General features: G+C 59.2%; 22 protein-coding genes and 2 pseudogenes. 12 read left to right on the forward strand and 12 right to left on the reverse strand.

What is annotated here, in order from left to right:
• Positions 1-47 precede the first annotated feature (47 nt).
• Genes C4J92_RS13480 through C4J92_RS13495 form a run of 4 tightly spaced genes read left to right on the forward strand, consistent with a single transcriptional unit; the run spans position 48 to position 3,884 of the window.
• Positions 48-1,121 (forward strand): alpha/beta fold hydrolase, encoded by a 1,074-nt coding sequence (locus tag C4J92_RS13480; protein WP_124404191.1) that lies wholly within the window; start codon positions 48-50, stop codon positions 1,119-1,121.
• A 14-nt stretch (positions 1,122-1,135) separates the two neighbouring features.
• Positions 1,136-1,636, forward strand: a complete 501-nt coding sequence (locus C4J92_RS13485; protein ID WP_124362886.1) for a cytochrome P460 family protein — start codon at positions 1,136-1,138, stop codon at positions 1,634-1,636.
• A gap of 22 nt (positions 1,637-1,658) precedes the next feature.
• Positions 1,659-2,435, forward strand: coding sequence for an alpha/beta fold hydrolase (locus C4J92_RS13490; protein ID WP_124404192.1), 777 nt, complete (start codon positions 1,659-1,661; stop codon positions 2,433-2,435).
• 30 nt (positions 2,436-2,465) lie between these two features.
• On the forward strand, positions 2,466-3,884 hold the full coding sequence (locus C4J92_RS13495; RefSeq protein WP_124404193.1) for an aldehyde dehydrogenase family protein: 1,419 nt from the start codon (positions 2,466-2,468) through the stop codon (positions 3,882-3,884).
• Here C4J92_RS13495 and C4J92_RS13500 read toward each other — a convergent pair.
• Entirely contained in the window at positions 3,881-4,612 is a 732-nt protein-coding gene (locus C4J92_RS13500; RefSeq protein ID WP_124404194.1) for a helix-turn-helix transcriptional regulator, read from the reverse strand. The genes C4J92_RS13495 and C4J92_RS13500 overlap by 4 nt on opposite strands.
• A gap of 74 nt (positions 4,613-4,686) precedes the next feature.
• Here C4J92_RS13500 and C4J92_RS13505 point away from each other — a divergent pair, with 74 nt between their 5' ends.
• The gene (locus C4J92_RS13505) at positions 4,687-5,862 is read left to right on the forward strand and encodes a cytochrome P450 (protein WP_164487535.1); all 1,176 of its coding nucleotides are present in this window, start codon (positions 4,687-4,689) and stop codon (positions 5,860-5,862) included.
• A gap of 71 nt (positions 5,863-5,933) precedes the next feature.
• Here C4J92_RS13505 and phzG read toward each other — a convergent pair whose 3' ends face one another.
• Genes phzG through C4J92_RS13540 form a run of 7 tightly spaced genes read right to left on the reverse strand, consistent with a single transcriptional unit; the run spans position 5,934 to position 12,217 of the window.
• Positions 5,934-6,602 carry a phenazine biosynthesis FMN-dependent oxidase PhzG gene (gene phzG / locus C4J92_RS13510; protein WP_124404195.1) on the reverse strand — a complete coding sequence of 223 codons (669 nt, stop codon included), beginning with the start codon at positions 6,600-6,602 and terminating at the stop codon, positions 5,934-5,936.
• Positions 6,599-7,435: a PhzF family phenazine biosynthesis protein gene (locus C4J92_RS13515; protein WP_124404196.1), complete on the reverse strand. Its 837-nt coding sequence runs from the start codon at positions 7,433-7,435 to the stop codon at positions 6,599-6,601. Before C4J92_RS13515 ends, phzG begins: the two co-directional genes overlap by 4 nt.
• Positions 7,436-7,437: 2 nt before the next feature.
• Positions 7,438-9,327 carry an anthranilate synthase family protein gene (locus tag C4J92_RS13520; RefSeq protein WP_372238392.1) on the reverse strand — a complete coding sequence of 630 codons (1,890 nt, stop codon included), beginning with the start codon at positions 9,325-9,327 and terminating at the stop codon, positions 7,438-7,440.
• Positions 9,328-9,347: 20 nt separating this feature from the next.
• Positions 9,348-9,971 carry an isochorismatase family protein gene (locus tag C4J92_RS13525; protein WP_124404198.1) on the reverse strand — a complete coding sequence of 208 codons (624 nt, stop codon included), beginning with the start codon at positions 9,969-9,971 and terminating at the stop codon, positions 9,348-9,350.
• Positions 9,968-11,188, reverse strand: a complete 1,221-nt coding sequence (locus C4J92_RS13530; protein ID WP_124404199.1) for a 3-deoxy-7-phosphoheptulonate synthase — start codon at positions 11,186-11,188, stop codon at positions 9,968-9,970. The genes C4J92_RS13525 and C4J92_RS13530 overlap by 4 nt, the downstream gene beginning before the upstream one ends.
• Positions 11,189-11,211: 23 nt before the next feature.
• Positions 11,212-11,700 (reverse strand): PhzA/PhzB family protein, encoded by a 489-nt coding sequence (locus C4J92_RS13535; RefSeq protein WP_124370729.1) that lies wholly within the window; start codon positions 11,698-11,700, stop codon positions 11,212-11,214.
• Between the two features lie 25 nt (positions 11,701-11,725).
• Positions 11,726-12,217, reverse strand: a complete 492-nt coding sequence (locus C4J92_RS13540; RefSeq protein WP_124404200.1) for a PhzA/PhzB family protein — start codon at positions 12,215-12,217, stop codon at positions 11,726-11,728.
• Positions 12,218-12,618: 401 nt separating this feature from the next.
• Here C4J92_RS13540 and C4J92_RS13545 point away from each other — a divergent pair, with 401 nt between their 5' ends.
• The gene (locus tag C4J92_RS13545) at positions 12,619-13,344 is read left to right on the forward strand and encodes an autoinducer binding domain-containing protein (RefSeq protein ID WP_124404201.1); all 726 of its coding nucleotides are present in this window, start codon (positions 12,619-12,621) and stop codon (positions 13,342-13,344) included.
• A gap of 47 nt (positions 13,345-13,391) precedes the next feature.
• On the opposite strand, the gene C4J92_RS13550 is transcribed toward C4J92_RS13545, so the two are convergent.
• Positions 13,392-13,982 (reverse strand): acyl-homoserine-lactone synthase, encoded by a 591-nt coding sequence (locus C4J92_RS13550; RefSeq protein ID WP_124404202.1) that lies wholly within the window; start codon positions 13,980-13,982, stop codon positions 13,392-13,394.
• Between the two features lie 267 nt (positions 13,983-14,249).
• Here C4J92_RS13550 and C4J92_RS13555 point away from each other — a divergent pair, with 267 nt between their 5' ends.
• The 5 genes and pseudogenes from C4J92_RS13555 (at position 14,250) to C4J92_RS13570 (ending at position 19,035) form a co-directional block, all read left to right on the forward strand.
• Positions 14,250-16,433 carry a PAS domain S-box protein gene (locus tag C4J92_RS13555; protein WP_124404203.1) on the forward strand — a complete coding sequence of 728 codons (2,184 nt, stop codon included), beginning with the start codon at positions 14,250-14,252 and terminating at the stop codon, positions 16,431-16,433.
• Positions 16,430-16,795: a response regulator gene (locus C4J92_RS13560; protein WP_124404204.1), complete on the forward strand. Its 366-nt coding sequence runs from the start codon at positions 16,430-16,432 to the stop codon at positions 16,793-16,795. The genes C4J92_RS13555 and C4J92_RS13560 overlap by 4 nt, the downstream gene beginning before the upstream one ends.
• Before the next feature lie 207 nt (positions 16,796-17,002).
• Positions 17,003-17,680 (forward strand): annotated as a pseudogene (locus C4J92_RS27495) (PAS domain-containing protein); the annotation flags it as partial.
• A gap of 111 nt (positions 17,681-17,791) precedes the next feature.
• Positions 17,792-18,268 (forward strand): annotated as a pseudogene (locus C4J92_RS27500) (methyl-accepting chemotaxis protein); the annotation flags it as partial.
• Between the two features lie 161 nt (positions 18,269-18,429).
• The gene (locus C4J92_RS13570) at positions 18,430-19,035 is read left to right on the forward strand and encodes a class I SAM-dependent methyltransferase (protein ID WP_124404206.1); all 606 of its coding nucleotides are present in this window, start codon (positions 18,430-18,432) and stop codon (positions 19,033-19,035) included.
• Positions 19,036-19,139: 104 nt separating this feature from the next.
• On the opposite strand, the gene deoC is transcribed toward C4J92_RS13570, so the two are convergent.
• A complete protein-coding gene (gene deoC / locus C4J92_RS13575) occupies positions 19,140-19,823 on the reverse strand; it encodes a deoxyribose-phosphate aldolase (protein ID WP_124404207.1) in 684 nt (227 codons plus the stop codon).
• Positions 19,824-19,951: 128 nt separating this feature from the next.
• On the opposite strand from deoC, the gene deoR reads away from it, so the two are divergent.
• Positions 19,952-20,710 (forward strand): DNA-binding transcriptional repressor DeoR, encoded by a 759-nt coding sequence (deoR, locus tag C4J92_RS13580; RefSeq protein ID WP_124404208.1) that lies wholly within the window; start codon positions 19,952-19,954, stop codon positions 20,708-20,710.
• On the opposite strand, the gene C4J92_RS13585 is transcribed toward deoR, so the two are convergent.
• Both C4J92_RS13585 and fucP read right to left on the reverse strand, forming a co-directional pair.
• A complete protein-coding gene (locus C4J92_RS13585; protein WP_124404209.1) occupies positions 20,707-21,753 on the reverse strand; it encodes an aldose 1-epimerase family protein in 1,047 nt (348 codons plus the stop codon). The genes deoR and C4J92_RS13585 overlap by 4 nt on opposite strands.
• On the reverse strand, positions 21,750-23,081 hold the full coding sequence (fucP, locus tag C4J92_RS13590) for an L-fucose:H+ symporter permease (protein WP_124362920.1): 1,332 nt from the start codon (positions 23,079-23,081) through the stop codon (positions 21,750-21,752). Before fucP ends, C4J92_RS13585 begins: the two co-directional genes overlap by 4 nt.
• Positions 23,082-23,093 lie beyond the last annotated feature (12 nt).

Below are 23,093 nucleotides of genomic sequence, written 5' to 3' on the forward strand. Positions count from 1 at the left end.
GTCAATACACCGGGCCGTTATGCGGCGGCTCGCTACGGAGAAACATCATGGAGATGACCTTGCTGAACAACCAGAATAAATCCGGCCGCCTGCGGAGTTTTGCCCCCTCGCTACTGGCAGCAGCGTTGCTGCAATTGGGCGCCGTGGCGGCAGGGTTTGCCCAGGCCAGCGCTGCTGACGTACCGGCCTCCACGGTGGCCGCTATTACGCCGGGCGCTCACACTTCGCTGGGTGACCTCAAGCATGTGAAAGCGGGTCTGCTGGACGTTTCCTACGCGGAACTCGGCCCCGCCGACGGCCCGGTGGTTATTTTGCTGCACGGCTGGCCCTACGATATCAACGCCTTCGCTGATGTCGCGCCTGCTTTGGCGGGCAAGGGCTATCGGGTGTTGATCCCGTCTGCCCGTGGGTATGGCGACACGCATTTTCTCTCGCCCAAGACCGTTCGCAATGGGCAACCCGCTGCACTGGCCACCGACCTGATCGACTTCATGGACGCGCTGAAGATCAACAAAGCCGTGCTGGGTGGATTCGACTGGGGCGCCCGCACTGCCGATATCGTTGCCGCACTGTGGCCGGAACGCGTGAAAGCCCTGGTGGCGGTCAGCGGTTACCTGATCGGCAGCCAGGAAGCGGGCAAAGCACCACTGCCACCCGCCGCCGAGTTGCAGTGGTGGTACCAGTTCTACTTCGCAACCGAGCGCGGGCGTCTGGGCTACGAGAAAAACACCCATGACTTCGCCAAGCTCATCTGGAAGCTGGCGTCGCCAAAGTGGAATTTCGACGACGCCACGTTTGACCGCAGCGCGGCATCCCTGCAAAACCCGGATCACGTGGCCGTGTCGATGTTCAATTACCGCTGGCGCCTGGACTTGATCAAAGGCGAGCCCAGGTACGACGCGATCGAGAAGAAGCTGGCGGCATTCCCTTCCATCAGCGTACCGACCATCACGATGGAGGGTGACGCGAACGGTGCGCCCCATCCACCGGCTGAAGCGTATGCAAAACGGTTCACCGGCAAGTATGAGTACCGCCTTATCAGCGGTGGAATAGGCCACAACCTGCCTCAGGAAGCGCCGCAGGCGTTCGCCCAGGCGGTGATTGACGCCGATCATCTCTGACAGGGAGCGTCACCATGAAACTCATGCATCTGTCCGGGGCTGTTGCAGCGCTTGCGCTCACCGTCGCTGGCGTCGCAGCGGGCGATTCCGCTGGCGGTGACGCTTCACCAATCTACGGCGTGAAGATTCCCGAAGGCTATCGCCAGTGGCCGCTGATTGCGCCAGCCCAGGAAGCCGCGCCCTTGGATGAACTGCGCGCCGTGGTCGGCAATAACTTGGCAATCAAGGCCTATCAGGATTCAGCGCTGCCGTTTCCCGATGGCACGGTGCTGGTGAAACTGGCGTGGAAGCACGTCCAGTCGCCGGAATTCGAGCCCGCCTCGATACCCGGTGCGGCCACCACGGTTCAAGTCATGGTGAAGGATTCGAAGCAGTACGCGGCGACCGGTGGGTGGGGCTTTGGGCGTTTTATCAACGGCAAAGCGGTCGACCAGGCTCAGCACGAGACGTGTTTTGCCTGTCATCAAGCGCGCGTCAAAAACCATGATTTCGTGTTCACCCGGTACGCCCCATAACCCCAAGTTCAAGGAGTTTTCCATGAAGAAAATCATTGCCTCGCTGGCAGTCGCTGCCTCTGTGTTGGTCGGTGCTGACGCGTTCGCGCAGACTGAAAAGCCAACAGTCGTGCTTGTTCACGGCGCCTTCGCCGACGCCTCGAGCTGGAACGGCGTGGTCAATATCCTCGAAAAGGATGGCTACACCGTTGTCGCCGCGGCCAACCCGTTGCGCAGTGTGAAAAGTGATGCCGCATCCGTCGCGTCGCTGATTGCGAGTATCAAGTCACCCGTTGTGCTGGTGGGGCATTCCTACGGCGGTAACGTCATCAGCGAAGCGGCCAATGACCAGGTCAACGTCAAGGCGCTGGTCTACGTGAGTGCGTTCGCCCCGGACACCGGCGAAACCGTCGCCGGCCTGGCCGGCAAGTTTCCCGGCAGCACCTTGGGGCCAACCCTCGCGGCACCGGTGCCATTGAATGAGGGTGGCAAGGATTTGTACATCCAGCAGGACAAATTCCACGCGCAATTCGCCGCTGACGTGCCCGCGACTGAAGCGGCAGTGATGGCCGCCACCCAGCGTCCGGTCACCGAAGCCGCGCTGAATGAGCCGTTTACCACGCCGGCGTGGAAGCACATTCCAAGCTGGGCTATCTACGGCGACAAGGACAAGAACATCCCGCCCCAAGCACTGGCCTTCATGGCCCAGCGAGCAGGGGCTAAAGCCGTGGAAGTGGTGAAGGGCGCCTCCCATGTGGTGATGGTTTCAAACCCGGCGCCCGTTGCTCGCTTGATCGAAAGAGCCGCGACGGCGAAATGAGCGCGCTATAAAGACCCCAAGGTGAAGCCCATGTACACCCTCAGCACGAGCTATATAGACGGCACATTCGTCCCGGTTCGGGGCACGGAGAGCTTGCCGATTATTTCCCCCACGACCGAGAACGTCCTCGGGACGGTCACGCTGGCAAACCGCGAAGATGCGGTGCTGGCCATCGAAGCAGCCGCGCGGGCCCAACGTTTATTCGCCAGAAGTCCTAAGGCGCAGCGGATCGACATGCTCAGAGCGCTGCAAGCTGCGGTGTTGAGGAACGCCGATAGCATTCGCGATTCGGCCATCGAGGAGTACGGCGGCGTTTACTCGCGTACTCAATGGGTAAGCCAGTACGTCTCGCAGAGCTTTGCCAATGCTATCCAGACGCTCGAAGATTACCCGCTGATTCGAACAATCGGCGCGGCGCGAGTGTCGATGGATCCAGTCGGTGTCGCAGCGCTGATTGTGCCCTGGAACAGTGTCGCTGGAACGGTCTGCAGCAAATTAGCCTCGGCCATCGCCGCGGGTTGTACAGCGGTCATCAAACCCAGCGAGCTCAGCCCAATCCAGACACAGGTGATCACCGAGGCGCTTCACAGCGCGGGTTTACCGGATGGAGTGTTCAATGTCTTGCTGGGCAGAGGGCTGGACGTTGGGGATGAGCTGAGTACAAATCCAAAGGTTGCGAAGATTTCATTCACGGGCTCTACCCCAACCGGCAAGTTGATTGCGCGTGCAGGCCTCGACAGCCTGAAACGGGTGAGCCTGTCGTTGACCGGCAAGTGCGCCTCGATTCTGCTGGAGGACGCAGATTCAGCGAGTGCCATCCCGATGATCGTGAATGCCGCGTTCATGAACAACGGTCAGGCCTGTGTCGCTGGCTCGCGACTCCTGGTGCCGAGCCAGCAGGCAGACGAGGTCGTTGCTGCCGTGAAGGCCTGTGTTGATGGGTTGGTGGTGGGCGATCCATGGCGTCCCGATACCAGCTTGGGGCCGCTGGCCAGTGCAGCGCAGTTTGATCGAGTCCAGCATTTCATCCGCCAGGGCCTGGAACAGGGGGCCCGACTCGTCGCTGGCGGGGCAGGGCGCCCGGACGGCATCGACAGAGGCTACTTCGTCAAACCGACGGTATTTGCCGACGTGACGAGTTCGATGACGATCGCGCAGGAAGAGATATTCGGGCCGGTGCTGTCAATCATGACCTACGATTCCGAGGAACAGGCTGTCGAGATTGCCAACGACACCATTTACGGACTGCAGGCCTATATCTTCGGTAAAGATCTCGACCGCGCCAAGCGTATGGCCTCCCAGCTTGAGGCTGGCACCGTCTTGATCAATCATGCCACTCCAGAATTACTCGCACCCTTTGGCGGAGTGAAGCAGTCGGGGATAGGCAGAGAGTTTGGCGTGCATGGCCTGGAAGCGTTTCTTGAGGCTAAATCGGTGGTGGTGGGTTAGTCGGCAGGGTCTTTCTCACATCCGGCCGAACTCAGCATGATCCCGAATCGCCCAGACAGCTCCTTTCGTCCCTTGGATGTCACGGCCAGTGCTCGACTATCAAGGTCCTGGATCACCCACTTGCGGCTTATGACCATTTGTAGAACAGCCGCTCCGAGTGCTCCGGCAAGATGTGGGCGGCGCATGCTCCAGTCCAGGCAAGAGCACGCGAAACGGCGTCGCTGGGCTCTTGCTTTTTCTATCCCGATACCGAGACCGCTCATGGCTTTTTCGCCGCTTGTTGTAAGCTGATACAGGCCTTCACCTGAAACCGGCACGGTTAACCAGCCTGACGCCATGAAATGGTCGTGCAGTTGTACCGCCAGTGTTCCTGCCATGTGGTCATAACAGGTGCGCGCGAACTGCAATCGGGTCGGGGTCGTGGACACATATTGTGTCGCTGTGTTTTGGCTGATCACCATGAGAGCCTCAATAGCCTGGGCCACTTGCGCGTCAGCCAGGCTGTAGTAGCGATGCCTGCCTTGGGTGTGCAGCTTTACCAACCCATCCTCTTTTAATCTCGCTAAATGCGCGCTCGCCGTGGATGCACTCACGTCGGCGATGACGGCCATTTCGGTACTGGTACGGGCGTGGCCGTCCATCAACGAACACAGCATTTTCGTTCTCGCAGGTTCGGCTATCGCGCCGGCTACTCGAGAAATCGCGGTGTCATTGCTTTGAGCGTCCATATTTCGTTCCTGAGCGAATCGTCGCCATGAAGGGTGTTCGATAGTAGCTGTTCTTTGTGAACAGGATTTGTGGAATGACGCCTTTTGACGCAGCGACCCATGCTGATCCATACGCTTATTACTCGGGCCTCAGGCGACAAAAAGGCTTGTTATTCGATGCAGGTCTGCGTTTATGGATCGCAAGCAGCGCCAACGCTGTGGAAGCCATTCTGGGGCACCCCGACTGTCGGGTGCGCCCGCTGAAGGAGCCGATACCGCCTGCCATTGCGCAGGGCGCGGCGGGCATGATTTTCGGTCGGTTGATGCGCATGAACGAGGGCCCGCGGCACCTGTGCCCCAGGATGGCTATCGAACCCGCCCTGGCCTCCGTAGAGGTGCAAAGCATCGCAGCCATCGCGTCACGCTTGATCGAGACGCTCGATAAGCCGCTCGAAGACCCGGATGAGTTGATGTTCACGTTACCGGTTTGCGTCGTTGCGGCCTTGTTAGGCCTCCCATCCGACCGGCTACAGGAAGTAGCTCGACTCACACAGAGCTTTGTCGCTTGCTTTTCGCCCTTAAGCGATGCAACTAAACTCGGTGAATCCAATTCCGCAGCCGCTCGGCTGAGCCAGTTATTCAGCGCGCTGCTGAGTAAGGACGATCAGCGCAGCTGCTTCTTGAGCCATATCTTGAGCGGCTGCGAAGCCACCGCCTGGAGAGATGATGAGGCATTGATCGCTAACCTGATCGGCCTGTTGTCACAGACCTGCGAAGCCACTGCGGGCCTGATCGGCAATACCCTTGTAGCGCTCAATCGTAACCCTGGTCTGCTTGAAGACTTGCAAGCTGCGCCGATGCTCGTTGCAGACCTGGTGAAAGAGGTCGCGCGCTACGACTCGCCCGTGCAAAACACCCGGCGATTCGTTGCGAAACGATGCACTATCGAGGGCAGCGTCTTGGAGGCGGGTGATACGGTTCTAGTGTTACTCGCTTCAGCGAACAGGGATTCCAGTGCGAACCCGGACCCCGATAGCTTCTTGCTCAAACGAACTCATCGACGCACCTTCAGCTTTGGCTCTGGGAGACATGAATGCCCAGGCCAGCAACTTGCAATGACGATCGCCTCCGAGGCGATTTTGGCATGGCTACATTGCAAGCCAGCCTCGTCTCGTCGTCATTATCAGTGGAGCTATTTACCCTCTCTTAATAGCCGCATTCCCAGGTTTTATCGTGATAGGGAACTCAGTAGTGATCGCGGTTATGTGTGAAGCATGGCTGCAGGAGGAGCAATAGCCTTCCCTGCAGCGCCTGCGTTCGGAGCGTGAGTTGGCCGCACGCGTCAGGGCTGCAAACGCCGCACCCTCCAGCCTGTATCGCTGCGGTCATAGCGCAACCGCTCATGCAGCCGCTCCTGCCCATTCCCCCAGAACTCCAGCGATTCAAGCCGCAACTCGAACACGCAATACCCCTCGGGACGCGGCAGTGGGCCTTGCGCCTCGGCCAGTTGCCTGGCGGCGTTGCGCATGGCTTGCACGTCTTCTAAATCTTCACTCTGGTGCGATACCGATGACATCGGATGCGTCGCATACGGGCGCTTGAGCCATGCTTCATCGGCCTTGGCATCCGGCAGGCGCACGGCCTGGCCGTTGAGGATGATCTGTTGACTGGTCTCGCGCCAATACAGCACACCCGACGCCCACGGGTTGTCGGTCAGTTCACGGCCTTTCTGGCTGCCAGCATGGGTGCTGAACAACAGCCCGGCGTCGCTGATTTCACTGATGACCACGATCCGCGTAGAGGGCCGGCCCTGGCGGTCGGCGGTGGCCAGCGCCAGGGCCTTGGGTTCGCGGATGCCCACGCGGCGCGCACGCTCCAGCCAGTTGTGCAGCACACTCATGGGGTCGGCGGGCAGTGTCTGATATTCGGGGAAGGGCGCATCCAGTGTGCCGGTGAGGGATTCCGACATACCTTTACCCAGCAGCGGCTTGCCTTGCAGTGAAAGGTTCATAACACGATGCTCCCGCGTCCGAACGTGACGCCATGACCGGATACCTCGACTCGCGTCAGTTGGTCGGCGCGGCCCTCCGCTTTGGCGAACATCAGTGAAGGGCGGCCGATTTCCACGCCTTGCAAAATCTCCACGGGTTGGCCGAACGCTATCTGGCCGTGGCGCGCCAGGTGAACCGCCAACGGCCCGGCAGCAGAACCGGTTGCCGCATCCTCGACCACGCCGTAGGCCGGCGAGAACATCCGGCTGCGCCAATGGCGTCCCGCGCCGGCAAAGCAGTTGATGGCCATGTCGTGGAAGCTGGACAGCGCACGGTGGTCGGGGTGCAGGGCCGACAAGGCTGCAATGCTCGGCAGGCCGACGAACACATGGCGCGGGCCGTTGTGATAAATCTCGATGGGAAAGGTCGAGTCGCCGATGCCCAGGGCCTCGAGCAATTCAGCGTCGCGGCCCAGGGCCGTCCAGGTCGGGATCGGCTGGTCCATGCTGGCGGCGATCACGCTGCCGTTCTGGCGCTCGAGTTCAAAGGCGATGGTGCCCATTTGGGTTTCCAGGTACAGCCGGTGATTGTCGGTGTGCGCACCCAGGGCAATGGCCGTACCCAGCAACGGGTGGCCGGCGAAGGGCAGTTCGTTGACCGGGGTGAAAATCCGGATCAGCGCATCCCCATCGTTACGTGGCTTGAGTACGAAGGTGGTCTCCGACAGGTTCATTTCTCGGGCGATGCGTTGCATCTGCGGGGCCGGCAAGTCGTCGGCGTCAAAGAACACCGCGACCGGATTGCCTTCCAGCGGCACGCTGGCAAAGGCGTCGATGATGACGTAGTTGTGCATGGTTATCTCCCGGCGGCCGAAACGGTGCTGTCGACAGGTGCGTGGATGAGAGCGTGCCGCAGCAGGTCGGCGATGATGCGCGGGCCTTCCTGGGTCAGCAGCGACTCGGCATGAAACTGCATGGAGGCAAACGACGGCCCGCGCAGGGCATGGACCTCGCCGGTCTCGCTGTCACGACTGATCTCGACCGTGCCGATGCCGTCGATGTCCAGGCGGTCACTGGAGCTTTGGGCCGCGAAGGTGTTGTAGAAACCCACCCGTTCGGCGTTGCCGAACAGGTCGATCTGTTTTTGCACGCCCTGGTTGGGAATGGCCTTGCGTTGCAACTGCAGGCCCAGGCACAGGCTCAGCACCTGATGACTCAGGCACACCGCCAGGAAGGGTCGCTGCTGGCTGAGCAGGGAACGGATCGCCACGTGCAAATGGTCGATTTTCGGCAGTTGGACATCGCTCGGGTTGCCAGGGCCAGGGCCCATGATCACCAGGTCGTAACCGTCGAAACTGTACTCGTCGCTGAAGCTGCACACCGTCACCACCAGGCCCAGCGCCCGCAGCTGTTTGGCGATCATCGAGGTGAAGGTGTCTTCGGCGTCGACGATCAGCACATGCCGCCCGTTGAAGTCGGCCTGGGTCTGTTGGCGCTGCTGGCTGTCCATCAACCAGAAATCCGAGACGTAGGCATTGCGGCTGGCCAATGCTGCGCGCACCTGCAGATGGCCACCGAAGCGCGAAGGTGCCTGGTTTTTCAGTGCGGCGATCAGGCCGGCGGCCTTGGCCCGGCTTTCGGCGGCTTCGGTCAGGGGTTCTGAGTGGCGCACGATGGTCGAGCCCACGCTGATGCGGACCTGCCCGCTGTTATCGATGTCGGCGGTGCGAATCAGGATCGCCGAGTCCAGGGAGCGTCCGCCTTTACCATCGCTGCCGATCAGCGCGGCCATGCCGCTGTAGTACGCACGGCCTTGCGGCTCATAGCGCTGGATCACCCGGCAGGCGCTTTCCAGCGGGCTGCCGGTAACCGTCGGGGCGAACAGGGTTTCGTGCAGGATCTCGCGCACATCGCGGCGGGTCTTGCCTTCGATGAAGTACTCGGTGTGAGCCAGGTGCGTCATTTCCTTGAGGTAAGGACCGAGGACGTGCCCGCCGTCTTCACAGATGCGCGCCATCATTTTCAGCTCTTCGTCGACCACCATGTACAGCTCATCGGCCTCCTTGCGGTCAGCCAGAAAGTCCATGACGTCGGTCAGGCTGGGGCCGGCGGGAGGGTAGCGATAGGTGCCGCTGATGGGGTTCATCACCGCGAGCCCGTCCTTGACGCTGATGTGGCGCTCGGGGGACGCGCCGACAAAGGTGCGACTGCCGGTGTGGATGATGAATGTCCAATAGACGCCTTTTTCCCGCTCCAGCAGATGACGAAAGAACGACAGCGCACTGGCCGGGCCATACTCACTGATCTCGGCCAGAAAGGTGCGCTTGATCACGAAGTTGGCGCCTTCCCCGGAGCCGATTTCGTTGGCGATCACTTGGCTGACGATCTCGGCATAGGTGGCGTCGCTGAGGTCGAAGCGTTCGTTGTTCAATTGAATCGGCACGTTGGGCAGCAACGCCAGCAACTGCTCAATGCCGATGGACTGCTGCTCGGTGATGTTCATCGCCAGCAGCGGTGACCCATCGTCCACCGCCTCGAAGCCGCGTTCGGCAATCTGGCGGTAGGGAATCAGCGTCAGTACATCCAGGCGCGGGGCACCGATCGACGGGGCAGGCAAGTCGATATCGGCCAGTACCTGCGGCTGCGACATCTCTCCAATCAGCACGTTCAGCAGCCCGGGGCCGCTGGATTCCGGACGATACAAGAGTGCAAACGGTTCGGGCGCCGGTTGCAGGATGCGTTCCATGAGGCGGGCGGCGGCTTGGCTCATAGCACCACCTCGTCGGTGGTGATGACCATGGCGCAACGGCTGGCGGCGTATTCCATGGCCATCCAGTGATGCTCCTTGCTGAAGTCGGCGATCGCGTCGGCCACGAGGAAGGGTTGGATGTCGTTGGAGTAGGCATCCACGCTGGAAATCAGTACCCCGACATGCGCATACACCCCGCACAGGATCAACTGGTCGCGCTCGCCGGCGTGCATGCGTTGCAGCAAGTCGGAATTGAAGAAGGCGCTGTAGCGCCACTTGGTCAGCAGCCAGTCACCCGGTTGGGGCGTGAGGGCGTCGACCACCTCGCGGTCGGCCGGGCTGGCCTGCATGCCTGGGCCCCAGAAATCCTTGAGCAGCCCGCGTTGCTCCGCGTTCATGCTGCCCGGTTGGGCGGTGTAGGCCACCGGCACGTGGTTGTCGGCGGCCCACTGGCGAATGCGCGCGGCATTGCTCACGACCTCTTCACGCAGGGCCTGGGGCAAGGGCCGCAGAAAGTAGCGCTGCATGTCATGCACCAACAGCACGGCGCGCTCGGGGTCGATACGCCACTGCGCGAGGTTGGAGGGCAGGTCGCGGGAGGTGGGCAGGGCGTAAGGGACGATCGATGGAATGCCGGTCATGGCGACAAACTCCAGTCAGAGGGAACCAGGGGTGGAGGAGGGCAGGTTTGCCAGGCCATCACCGCAGCAATGGCTTGCCTGGGGTTCAGGCGCGGGTCGCACAGGCTTGTGTAGTGGCTGGCAACCTGGTTCAGGCCGGCGGCATCGGAGGCGCACTCGCTGACGTCATCCGGAGTGGTTTCCAGGTGCAGTCCGCCGGCCACGCCACCAGCGGAGGTCACGGCATGTTTGAAGGCGGTGATTTCCTCGGTGATGGTCTGCACCATGCGGGTCTTGTTGCCGCAGGGCGCGACGATGGTGTTGCCGTGCATCGGGTCGCTGAGCCAGATGATCTGGTGGCCGGCACGGCGCACCGCTTCAACCAGCGGTGGCAGGCGGTCGGCGACCTTGTGGGCGCCCATGCGGGCGATCAGCGTCAGCCGGCCGGGTTCGCGCCTGGGGTCCAGGCGCTCGCACAGGCTCAGCAGCTGGTCCTGGGTGATGTCCGGGCCGACCTTGCAGGCCACCGGGTTGAGCACTTCGCTGAGCAAGGCGACGTGAGCGCCGGTCAACTGGCGGGTACGCTCGCCAATCCACGGCCAGTGGGTTGAACCGAGAAATACCCGGCCCTGCTCGTCCTGGCGCACTTGCGGCAGTTCGTAGTCGAGCACCAGCATTTCGTGGCTGGTCCAGGCGGGAGAACCGCTAAGCGGCTCCTTGCCGGCCGGGTCCTTCCACCCCAGGTGTTGCATGATGTCCTGCGCCGCGCGATAGCCGCGCACCAGGCGTTGCGCATCATGCTGGCGATGGCCGCTGACTGCCTCGCGACCGTTGACCATGTCACCGCGATACACCGGCAACTCGACATCGCCGATGCGTTCGCTGTGGTTGGAACGCGGTTTGGCAAACTGCCCGGCAATCCGCCCCACCCGCACCACCGGTTGCTGGGTTACCAGCCGGAACGCACCGGCCAGGATGTCCAGCACCGCGGCTTTGCGCGTCACATGGCTGGGCGCGCTTTCATCCATGTCCTCGGCGCAGTCGCCGCACTGGATGATGATCGCTTCGCCAGCCGCGACCCTCGCCAGGGTGGCACGCAGGACCAGAATGTCTTCGACGCGAATCAGTGACGCGCTGTCCCTGAGGTAGGCCTGCGCGTCATGCAATTGTGAGGGTTCGCTCCATTGAGGCTGCTGGAACGCTTCACAATTTAGAACCCGTTTCAGTAAGTCTTCCATGATGCGATCACTCTCCCAAAGGATTAAGTAGGGATGCCTTCACGCTTGATATGCGGTACCGCAATACCCAGGGCGCGCAGTTGTTGAAAGACGTTCATGAATTCACGATTGCGTTTTACTTTGCCGTCCTCCAGTTCGAAGGAGTGCAGGAAGTGATTCTCGTAATAACCTTCCGGGTAACCGGGAAAGAGAATCTTGCCGTGACCATCGCACTCGACCCAGATATGGTTAGGGTCATCGGTTTCAAACACCTTGACGTTGTACCATTCCCAATCCGGGAAGCACTTGAGTGACCAAATAGCGTGTTCGGCCAACTTGGCTTTGCCACTGATTACAATCGGAGCGCCGGTATCCGTGGTCCATAAGCCGCCGGAACCGTCTTCGGTGAATAGTTCATGCCGGCGCAGGCGATCCTGGCCTTTGGTGCGCATGTATTGCTCGACCGTGGCGCGGTTCTTGCGACGTAGTTCAGTGTCATTAGTTGTCAGTTGTTGTGCTGCGCTGGTAGACATGCTCAATCTCCAATGGATAAAGGGCTTATGAGGCGGGGATCCCTTCACGCTTGATGCTTGGAATCGGGATGCCCAAGGCGCGAAGTTGTTCGAAGGGGTTCATGAATTCACGGTTTTGCGTGATTTTGCCGTTGTCCAGCTCGAAGGAATGGATGTAATGGTTTTCGCAATACCCCTCCGGGTAACCGGGCACCAGGGACTTGCCGCGGCCGTCGCTTTCCACCCAGAAATGGTTGGGATTGTCGGTTTCAAACACCCGGACGTTGTGCCACTGCCAGTCTGGAAAGCACTTGTCCAGCCACACGCCGAGGGCGGCGAGTTTCGCGTGGCCTTTAAACACAAGGGGCTCACCGGTTTCGGTGTTCCAGGAGCCGCCACTGCCATCCGGCGTGAACAGCTCATGCCGGCGCAGGCGATCTGCGCCGTTAGTGCGCATGTACTGTTCAACCGTGGCGCGATTCTTTTGGCGAAGTTCGAGCTGATCATTAAAACCGCCAGGGGTAAGCGAAGCAGGCATGGGCAGCGTTCTCCTTAGTTGGATTAAGATTTAAAAATCAAGTAAATATTTAGTTAATTGCGCATGGCCCTATCTAACAGTTGTTTTAACTGTGGTGCCTTCGCGGCTGTTCCGAACGGTGTTGTTTATACACCCGCATTTCCTGGGCTTGGAACTACCAGATCTTGTAGTGGCTCAAGCCTGAGCGGGGCGGTGCGGGCTGTCGGACAGGTTGTTGCATTATTATGAATGAGCAGGTTCATTCGTCGGCCGGGAACAGTGGCCTATGGCTAGTTAGTTGGGTTAGACATAAGAAATCTAGTGCTAGTGCGAAGCAGTCTATAGCGCTGGAATTTTGTGTTTGACATGAGTTCAGGTTGCTTTAGTCTCACGATTCCTTTCGAGCTTTATAGGTGTTCAAAATGGAATTAGGACAGCTGTTGGGATGGGATGCTTATTTTTACAGTATCTTTGCGCAAACCATGAACATGGAGGAATTCACGGCGGTTTCATTGAGAGTCTTGCGTGAACTGCGGTTTGATTTCTTTGCCTATGGCATGTGCAGCGTGACGCCGTTCATGCGGCCCAGAACCTATATGTACAGCAATTATCCCGAAGACTGGATACAGCGCTATCAGGCAGCTAACTACGCAACGATCGACCCTACGGTGAAACACAGCAAAGTCTCGTCGGCCCCTATTTTATGGAGCAATGAGCTGTTCCGGGGCTGCCCGCAGCTGTGGTCTGAAGCCAACGATTCGAATCTGTGCCACGGCCTGGCACAACCTTCGTTCAACACCCAGGGGCGTGTCGGAGTGTTGAGCCTGGCACGCAAGGACAATGTCATCAGTCTTCAGGAGTTCGAAGCATTGAAGCCGGTGACCAAAGCGTTTGCCGCGGTGGCCCTGGCGAAGATTTCCGAGTTGGAAAGCGATGTTCGTGCGTTCAACACCGATGTGGAGTTCAGCGAGCGGGAATGTGATGTGTTGCGCTGGACCGCAGACGGCAAGACCTCGGAAGAAATTGGCGTGATCATGGGCGTGTGCACCGACACTGTGAATTACCATCACCGCAACATCCAACGCAAACTCGGTGCCAGCAACCGCGTGCAGGCCGTGTCTTACGCGGTCGCGCTGGGCTATATCTGAGGTTCATCGACTGCGCCGAGTCGTCCAGCAGGACGACTCGGCCGGTATCATGCGGTCTCTTCCAGAAACGCCCCGGATGTGAAGGCTGAAGGCATGCGCGCACCACGGTGGTGTTCACGGTGGGCCGAAAGCTTGATGGCGAGGATTTTTTCGTCCTGGTGCAGGGTGACTGGCCCCAGGCGTTCGTAGTTGACCCCATTGATTTTGTAATAGCGCTCCATCGTGCTGTTGACGATTCCGACGATGGCATCGGCGCCTGCCAAGCTGGCAGTCTTGAGGCTTTTCCAGAACAAAGGCATGGCCAATTGCGGTTCGCGGGTGGTGAAGCGGGTCATTTCCCAGATGGCGGTATGCTTGGGCGGTGTACCTGCGCAGGTATGGCTGAAGACGCCCTCCAGCAGGTTGGGGAATATTGTGGGTATCAGACGGGCGCAGCCTATAATGGAATGATGCTCGTTGAACGCCAGGAGGTAGCGGGCGTGCTCCGTGTCGTATTGGTCCCACTCACAACCGGCCTGGTGCGGCTGGATGGGCAATCGCCATCCAAGTTTCTCGACGAATTGTTCGTGCCGAAAGCGACCTAACATGAGTTTGAGCTCGTCACTCATTTCGCTCAGCGTATGCTCTTCCATGTGCATGACAGGATGTTCCTTGGGGAGGGGGCAAGTGCGGGTTTTTATAGAGGACTTGTAGAGGCTTGGCACCTACAAGATCTTGTAGTGGGCTCTATGCGCCATTTTTACTGAACTACCGAAACCCATAATGATCTAGCGTCCATTGCAGGCTCAGAAAAGATCTTTCCGGGTGAAACGAGATTTATCTGAAGTGGAACGCCGTCTCAGGCAGAGTAGGCCCCAAGACGGTAAAAACAGATGCGTTCCAATCAGGTGTTCGAGGGATGAACGATGTTGAATTTTGATGAGCGCCCCAGGGACGCGCGCGAGCCCAGCGAGTACGAGAAGCTGGTCGCGATGGGAACTCAAACGCTCGATGCCATTCCCGGGGCTATCTATCTCTGTGACCACAACGGGTGGCTCGTCCGATTCAACAGCGAAGCGGTCGAGCTGTGGGGCAGGACACCGGCGCTGGGGGAGGGCGGAGACCGCTTCTGCGGTTCGTATCGCCTTTATTCCACAGGTGGCACGCCGTTGGCCGTTGACGAATGCCCGATGGCCTCGACCCTCAACGCGGGGCAGTGCGCGCGTAACCAGGAAGTCTTGATCGAGCGCCCTGACGGATCGCGATTCGTGGCACTCATGAGTATCCGCACGCTGAGAGACCGGGAGGGACACATCCAGGGCGCAATCAACTGCTTTCAGGATGTCTCGACGCACCACGCCATCGCCGAGGAACTGCGACGCAAAAGCTGCGACCTTGAAGACTTTTTCGAAAACAGCGCCGTGGGCCTTCATATTGTCAGCGGCGAAGGCATTATTCTGCGGGCCAACAAAGCCGAGTTGTCGCTGCTGGGCTATTCAGTGGACGAGTACATCGGCCGTCACATCACCGAATTCCATGTGGATGAGCCGGTTATCGGTGACATCCTCACCAAGCTTGGCAGCGGCGATTGCCTGAACAGCTATCCGGCGCGCCTTAAAGCCAAGAACGGCACCATCAAGCATGTCGCGATTACCTCCAATGGGCGCTTTGAAAACGGCAAATTCTTTAATACCCGTTGTTTCACTATCGACGTGACCCGCGTGCACGACGCCGAAACCGAGCGCCAGGAGAGCGATGACCGCTTGGCGGCGACTTACGAGGCGGCGACCATCGGCATTGCGGAAGCAGGGGAGGACGGTCGCCTGCTGCGGGTGAACGATGCCCTGTGCACCATGCTCGGTCGGTCTCGCGAACAACTGCTGGCGATGACCTTCCTGGACTACACCCATCCAGACAGTGTCGAGCAGGACGCGGCGTTATACGCACGGCAGGTGGCGGGCGAACTGGACAATTACGTGTTGCGCAAACGTGCCGTAAAGCTCGATGGCCAGCCGATCTATCTGGATATTCACAGCTCATCGGTCAGGGCTGCCGATGGCAGGTTCCGCTACGGCGTACGGGTCATCCAGGACGTGACGCTGGCCCGAGAGATGGAACACCGCGTGCGCGAAAGCGAGCGACACATGCGCAACCTGCTGGAGGCGCTGCCGGCGGCCGTCTACACCACCGACGCCGAAGGGCGCATCAACTTCTATAACGGCGCGGCCGTCGAGTTGTCGGGGCGCACACCGCAACTGGGCGACCTGTGGTGCGTCACCTGGAAACTGTTCAACACCGACGGCACGTATCTGCCTCACGACCAATGCCCGATGGCCGTGGCGCTCAGGGAAAATCGGCCGGTGCGGGGCGTCGAGGCCATTGCGGAACGCCCGGACGGCACTCGCGTGTCCTTTGCGCCGTATCCGACCCCTCTGCACGATGCCGACGGAAACCTGATCGGTGCGATCAACATGCTCGTGGACATTACTGAGCGAAAGCAGGCAGAAGACCGACAGAAAAACCTGATCGATGAACTCAATCACAGGGTCAAGAACACCCTGGCCACGGTCCAGTCCCTGGCGGCGCAAACCGCGCGCAGCGCGCAGGATGCCAACGAAGGTTATGTCCGCTTCGAAGCCAGGCTGCTCGCGTTGTCGCGTGCCCACGACCTGCTGACGAAGCGGCATTGGGGCCACACGCCGCTGAGCGTGCTGGCCCATGAAGTGCTAATGCCGGTATTCGGCGATGAACCTGGGCGCATCATGATCGCCGGTGACGCCATCGATGTGGACACCCGCGTCGCCCTGAGCCTCACCATGACCCTCAATGAACTGGCAATCAACGCCCTGAAATACGGTTCGATGTCGAACGAAACCGGGACGCTTTACGTGAACTGGAGCGTTCAACCCCAGCCGGACGGCGCGCTACTCACCCTGGACTGGCGCGAGGAGGGCGGCCCTGCAGTGATCACGCCAGAACGCAAAGGGTTGGGTTCGCGTTTGATGCAGCGCTGCATCGAGCGTGATCTAGGCGGTTCTTTTGAACTCGACTTCGCCCGTGAGGGCGTTCATTGCCGCTTTTCGTTCATGGTCGTTGAGAACACACCATGACCGGATTCCCAGGAACCAGGGTGCTCCTGGTTGAAGACGAAGGCACCATCGCGATGTTGATCGAGGAAATGCTCGAAGACATGGGATGCACGGTAGTTGCCTCCGTGGCCCGACTCGCGAAGGCACTCGAAAAGGCCAGTGTGCTCGACGTAGACCTGGCGATTCTGGACGTGAACCTGGCGGGAGAACACGTGTTTCCGGTTGCCAGCGTTTTGCGCGCGCGCAACATTCCGTTCTTGTTCAGCACGGGGTACGGCGTCAGCGGTTTGCCGAAAGAGTTTGCTGACTGTCCGGTGTTGCATAAGCCGTTTGCGGAAAAGGATCTTCGGTTGAAGATGGCGCTGGCGTTGAATGAGGCGTGATCAAAGCGCAGTTTATTGACGTCAAATCATAATTGTGTAATGCCCCATTCAGTTGCCCGATTGTCCGCCGATATCTATTCAAGTCGTATCCGTTGGCGGTAAACCGAGGGGCAGTCCATGTTCAATAAAACTATAAAAGATGAACTGGAGGCCAGGAAGGCTGAAGTAATGGGTTACAAGGGATTGTTCGAAGCACTGGGCCGCTCCATGGCGGTGGTCGAGTTTGATCTGGACGGAAAGGTGCTGCGAGCCAACGATAATTTTCTCGCCACCATAGGCTATAGCGCCGACCAATTGCTTGGTAAGTCGCATCGTGACTTCTGCACGCCTGCGTTAACCCGCAGCGCGGATTACAGCCAGTTTTGGTCGCAACTGCGTGCCGGTACATTCGTGTCGGGGACTTTCCAGCGAATTAACGCGATGGGGCAGAATGTCTGGCTTGAAGCCAGTTACAACCCGGTGCTCGACGAGCGCGGCCAAGTGAACAGGATCGTCAAGTATGCACTGGACGTGACTGAAAAAGTCGCTCAGGAAGCGCTGGCGCGGGGCAAACTGGCCGCGCTGGATCGCGCCATGGCTGTGATTGAGTTTGACCTAACGGGCAATATCCTCTCGGCCAACGACAACTTTCTACACACCATGGGCTACAGCCTGAGCGAGCTCAAGGGTAAGCACCACCGGCTGTTTTGCGAGCCAAGCTTGATCAATAGCAGCGAATACAGCGACTTCTGGCGTCGATTAAATGCCGGCGAGTTTTTCAGTGGTCAGTTCAAACGTATCGGCAAAAACGGACGGGTAGTCTGGCTGGAAGCCACCTATAACCCGGTGTATGACGCTGACGGCAAATTGTCGAAGATCGTCAAGTTCGCCAGTGATATCACCGCGCGCATCGAGCGCTTTGAAGAGGACTCGCGCGGCGCTTCCCGGGCGTACCATATTTCCGCCGAGACCGAGAAAGTCGCCGAACAGGGCGCCCAAGTCATCCAGGAAACAGCCAGAGAGATGCGCCAGATAGCCGAAAACATTGGCGCGTCGGCGCGGCTGGTCGGTCAGTTGGGTGACCGTTCCGAACAGATCACGGCCATCGTCAATACGATTCGCGGTATCGCTGATCAGACCAACCTGCTGGCCCTCAACGCCGCCATTGAAGCAGCCCGAGCGGGCGATCAGGGCCGAGGCTTTGCGGTAGTGGCCGACGAAGTCCGACAGCTGGCGGGACGCACCAGTCGCTCGACTGCGGAAATTGCCGAAATGATTGGCAAGATCCTTTCCGAAACCCGTGATGCCGTCGCCAGCATGAACGCTACTCAAGAGGGCGCGCAACGCGGAGTAGGCCTGGCCGATCAGGCCGGCTCGGTGATATTGCAGATCCGCAGCGGCACCAGCGACGCCGTCGCGGCAGTGAGCATGTTCGCCTCCAAACTCGACGAGTCGGAAGTGATTCCCAAAACTGCTGTGAGTTGGGTTGGGTAAGAGGTTAGAGCAGGTGTGCGCTTTGGGGCATGCCTGTCTTAATAGCTAATTTAACATAATATACATTATGCGAACCCATTGGTATTCCACACAGGCCGTCTCCCAGGTACATTTCAAACCTCAGCCACGCCTCTTGACCACATCCCCTCAGGATTTCCCGCATGCATGAAGCAGCCCATCAGATCATCGATCTTTACGAACGTCACGCTCAAACATGGGATCGAGTTCGTTCACGGCGCCTTGTTGAACAACACTGGCTGGATCGTTTTCGCCAGGCCATGCCGGTTGCAGCTGGTCATGTCCTCGATGTCGGCTGTGGCTGCGCCGAACCCATGGCCGCTTACTTGATCGGCGCGGGTCACGCTGTATCTGGCGTTGATTCTTCCACGGCGATGATCACCTTGTGTCGGCAACGTTTCCCGCAACACGCCTGGCATGTGGCCGACATGCGCCAGTTGGCGTTGAATCAGCGTTACGCTGGCATTCTGGCGTGGGACAGTTTCTTTCATCTGACGCCTGATGATCAGCGTCGAATGTTCCCTATTTTCCAGGCCCATGCCCAGCCTGGTGCTGCACTGATGTTTACCAGTGGCACGGCACATGGCGTCGCGCTGGGCAGCTTTGAGGGCGAAACGCTTTATCATGCAAGCCTGGACCATGGTGAATATATTGCGCTGCTCAATGCCCACGGTTTCAGCGTCGTTGAGCAAATAACAGAAGATCCGGAATGTGGCGGGCATACGATCTGGCTGGCTGTTTTCGGTTGAAATCGGCCTGTCGCCCTGCCCGTTTATATAGATATATCGTATAACTCAACTAAATGACTATTTAGTATAGTTATATCTACCGATCGCTGATCAGCAAAAAACCTTCAATAACCACCCGCCGCCGTCATCGCTCCGCCCACGATCGCAATTCCTGAACTACTGCCCAAACGTGTCGCCCCGGCTTCAATCATCTTTAAAGCCGTCGGATAATCGCGCACACCGCCGGACGCCTTTACACCAACCCCTGCGCCCACGGTCTGGCGCATCAGTGCCACATCTTCGACTGTCGCACCGCTTCGGCTGAAGCCGGTGGAGGTCTTGACGAACGCCACACCCAAGTCGCGGCAGATTTCGCAGGCCTGGACCTTCTGCTTGTCGTCGAGCAGACAGGTTTCCAGTATGACCTTCAACGGCACGGCGCCGCAGGCCTCGTGGACCAGGGCGATGTCTTCGCGCACGGCTTCCAGTAGCCCATCTTTCAACCATCCGATATTGAGCACCATATCGATCTCCCCTGCCCCGGCGGCAATTGCCCGTTGGGCTTCGAAAGCCTTGGTGTCACTCAGACCGGCCCCCAATGGAAAGCCCACAACAGCACAAATCACTACGCTTTTATCGGTCAGGCATGACGCGGCGTAAGGTACTTGACCCGAGTTCAGGCATACGGAGTAAAAGCCGTGTTCGCGGGCCTCTTCGCACAAGGTTCGGATCTGCTCACGGGAGGCGTCGGGAGCCAGCAGGGTGTGATCGATGTACTTGGCCAATGCTGCGGGTGGAAGATTGTTCATTTAACGAGCCCTTGCCTGTATGTTGCCAATGATTGTGGCGCGCGTGTCACAGTGCGCACATAAAATAGTTACAATATTAACATTTAATGTTACTTATTTAACAACAACAATCAACCTCTGGAATACTCGTGGACAGTAGAAAAGCCGATCGACTGAAGCTCATTCAACAAGCCTTGCAGGACCAGAATGCCATTCACTTGAAGGAAATGGCCGCGCTGCTGGAGGTTTCCGAAATGACCCTGCGCCGCGATCTCAACCATTTCAGCGATCATCTGCGCCTGCTGGGCGGCTACATCACGCGAGTCGGCAACGAGGCCGGCGATTATCGCGTGGCGGAGCAGGACACGCGTCACGTTGAGGAAAAACGCCGCATCGGAAAGCTCGCTGCCCAGTTGATCCAGGCCGGTGACACGGTATTTTTTGACTGCGGCACCACCTCGCCTTTTGTGGTTGATTTCATTCCCGATGCGCTGGAGTTCACGGCGGTGTGCAGCTCGCTGAACGTGCTGCTCAAACTGCAGAACAAGCCCAATTGCCACATCGTGTTGTGCGGTGGCACTTTTCACCGCAAGAATCAGGTTTTTGAAAGCCGCGCCGAAAGCAGCATCCTCGACAGCGTGCGCCTGACATGGGCCTTTGTGACCGCCGCCGGCGTCAGCCAGGAATTCGGCGTGACGTGCTTCAACTTCAACGAAGTCGAGGTCAAGCAAAAGGTCATACGCCAGGCCCAGCAGCGCGTGCTGCTCGCCGATTTCAGCAAGTTCGACACGGTGCGCACCGCTCACTTCGCCGCCCTGGAAGACTTTCATTACGTGGTCAGTGACAAGAAAATCCCCCGTGGCTACAAGGAAGTCATCCAGGCCAACGGCACGCAATTGCTGGTCTAACCCAACAGCTTCTGCCGCTCCTGCGCACTCAAGTAACCGGTGGTGACACTGAACGAAGCGCTGGCTCCAGCCGCCAGCACACGCACGTGACCTTTGGCTTTCTCGGCGTTATAGCCCTCGGGCTCACAGGTGGACGGCAGGACGAACGCCGCCACTTGCTGATCCGGTGTGTACAGGATCCAACGCGCGGCGTGCTCGAACTGTTCGGGACGGTAACGGGTGTAAAACGCCGCGCCATTGGGATGATCGAGTAGAAAATGCGCCTGGCCCGCGGCGTCAGTGGCAACACCATCAAAGAAAAACACGATCTCGGGGTCGTACAGTGACGGCTGTTCAAGGCAGGCCAACTGAGTCGGGTGCTCGGCCAGTCGGGCCATGTAGGCGCTCCAGGCTGGCGTCGGCTTGACGTGGTCCGGCACGCTGGTACGCAGACGCAGGCGTTGCACGCCCAATGGTTCGACAAACCGCGCACCGGTCACAAACGCGTAGTTCATGTGGGCCATGTACATCAGGTCCATGGGCTTTGCGGCCAGGTTCGTCACGTCCATATCGATATCGAACAAGGCCGAATCGGCGCGCAATGTGACGCTGGGGCAAGCCAGGTAACGATCGCCGAACCCCTTGGCGTACTGATACGAGCCGCCCAGGCGCAAAAAGCCCTCGCCCACTTCCAGCCAGGCCGTGTCCAGGGGCGCGCAGGGCATTTCGCCGTGCAAGGCGTGCGTGTCGTCCGGCGTCGGGCAACCATTGCGCAGCAGGCCACTGTGAAACATGAAGCAGCCATAGGTGTCGATGATCGTCGGGCTGGGCCGAGGTTGCTCGAACAGGTTGCTCATGGTCAGGTTGCAACCGTCGAACTCGGCTGACCAGATCATCTGTCCTTGATAAGGCAGTACCACCAGCTTGCCACGGCTGTTCTCCAGGCTCAGGGCCAACACACCGGACGCATAGGTCCAGGCACTGACCTTGAATGCAGGGGATTGCAGAAGGATCTTTTCCTGCTCGCCAAACACCGCTCGGTACAGTGGGATACGTGTATTCATGAGGCCACCGCCCCGGTGGCGCCCGCCGGTAAGGTGCCGGGTTGGCGCATGCACTTGAGCGCATACATCACGATCACGATAAAGCACAGTAACGGCACGCTGTAAGCCAGCTGCATGTTGCCGCCGCTGGCGTCGGACAGCAGGCCCTGGAAGATCGGGATCACCCCGCCGCCTACAATGCTCATCACCAGCAAAGAGCCACCGACACCGGTGTCTTCGCCCAGGCCATCGATGGTCAGGCCGTAGATGGTCGGCCAGCAGGGGCCGAGGAAAATGCTCACGCCGACTGCTGCATACACCGCCGAAATGTTCGGCACCAGAATGGTATAGGCCAGCAGCACGATACACAGCACGCCGTAGATCGCCAGGACCTTGGCGGGGTGCAGCCGCCGCATCAACAGGTTGGCGATCAGCTTGCCGACAAAATACGCGGCAAAGGTGGTCAGCAAAAACCAGGAGGCGCTGCGCTCGTTCATACCGCCCATTTGCATGGCCAGGCGAATGGTGAAACTCCACACGCCGACCTGGGCGCCCACGTAAAGAAACTGCGCCAATACGCCAAAGGTAAAGCGTGGGTTGCGCCACAGCCGGCCCAGGCTCTGACGCAGGCTGCCGGGCTTGCTGCCAGCGGGCTTATTGCCCTTGCAGGCGGGAAATCGCGTAATCGCGATCAGGATAAAGATCAGCACCAGCACGGCAATCATCCACTTGTAGGGCAAGAGCGTGGACTGGATCATTTGCAACTGCGCAACCGCCGCCTCGGAAGCGCTCATCTGAGTCAGTTGTTCCCTGGTGGCATCCGTGTCCTTGAACATCACAAAACTGCCTACGTACACCCCGGCCATTGCGCCGAATGGGTGGAAGGTTTGCGAAATGTTCAAGCGTCGGGTCCCGGTTTCCCGTGGCCCCATCAGTGTCGAATAGGTGTTGCACGCGGTTTCAAGGAACGACAGCCCGGCGGCTATCACAAATAGCGCCAACAGGAACATGCCGTACTTGGCCGTGGACGCCGCCGGAAAAAACAACAGGCAGCCGAACATATACAGCAGGAGGCCGATCAGGATCGTGCTCTTGTAGCTGAAGCGACGCACCACCATCGCGGCCGGGATCGCCACGAAAAAGTAGCCCAGATAAAACGCCGACTGCACAAAGGCGGTCTGGAAATCACTCAGCAGAAACGCTTTCTTGAAGTGGGCGATCAGCACGTCGTTCATGCTCGCCGCCGCCGCCCACAGCGCAAAGATGCTGCACAGCAGGATAAAGGCGAACCAGGGCGTGCGGTTCAGGTAGAAGCCATCGGGAGTCGGTTGCAGCGCAGGTTTGTTCATTATTGTTCTCCG

This window comes from Pseudomonas sp. R3-18-08, from assembly GCF_003852065.1.
Classification (GTDB): Bacteria; Pseudomonadota; Gammaproteobacteria; order Pseudomonadales; family Pseudomonadaceae; genus Aquipseudomonas.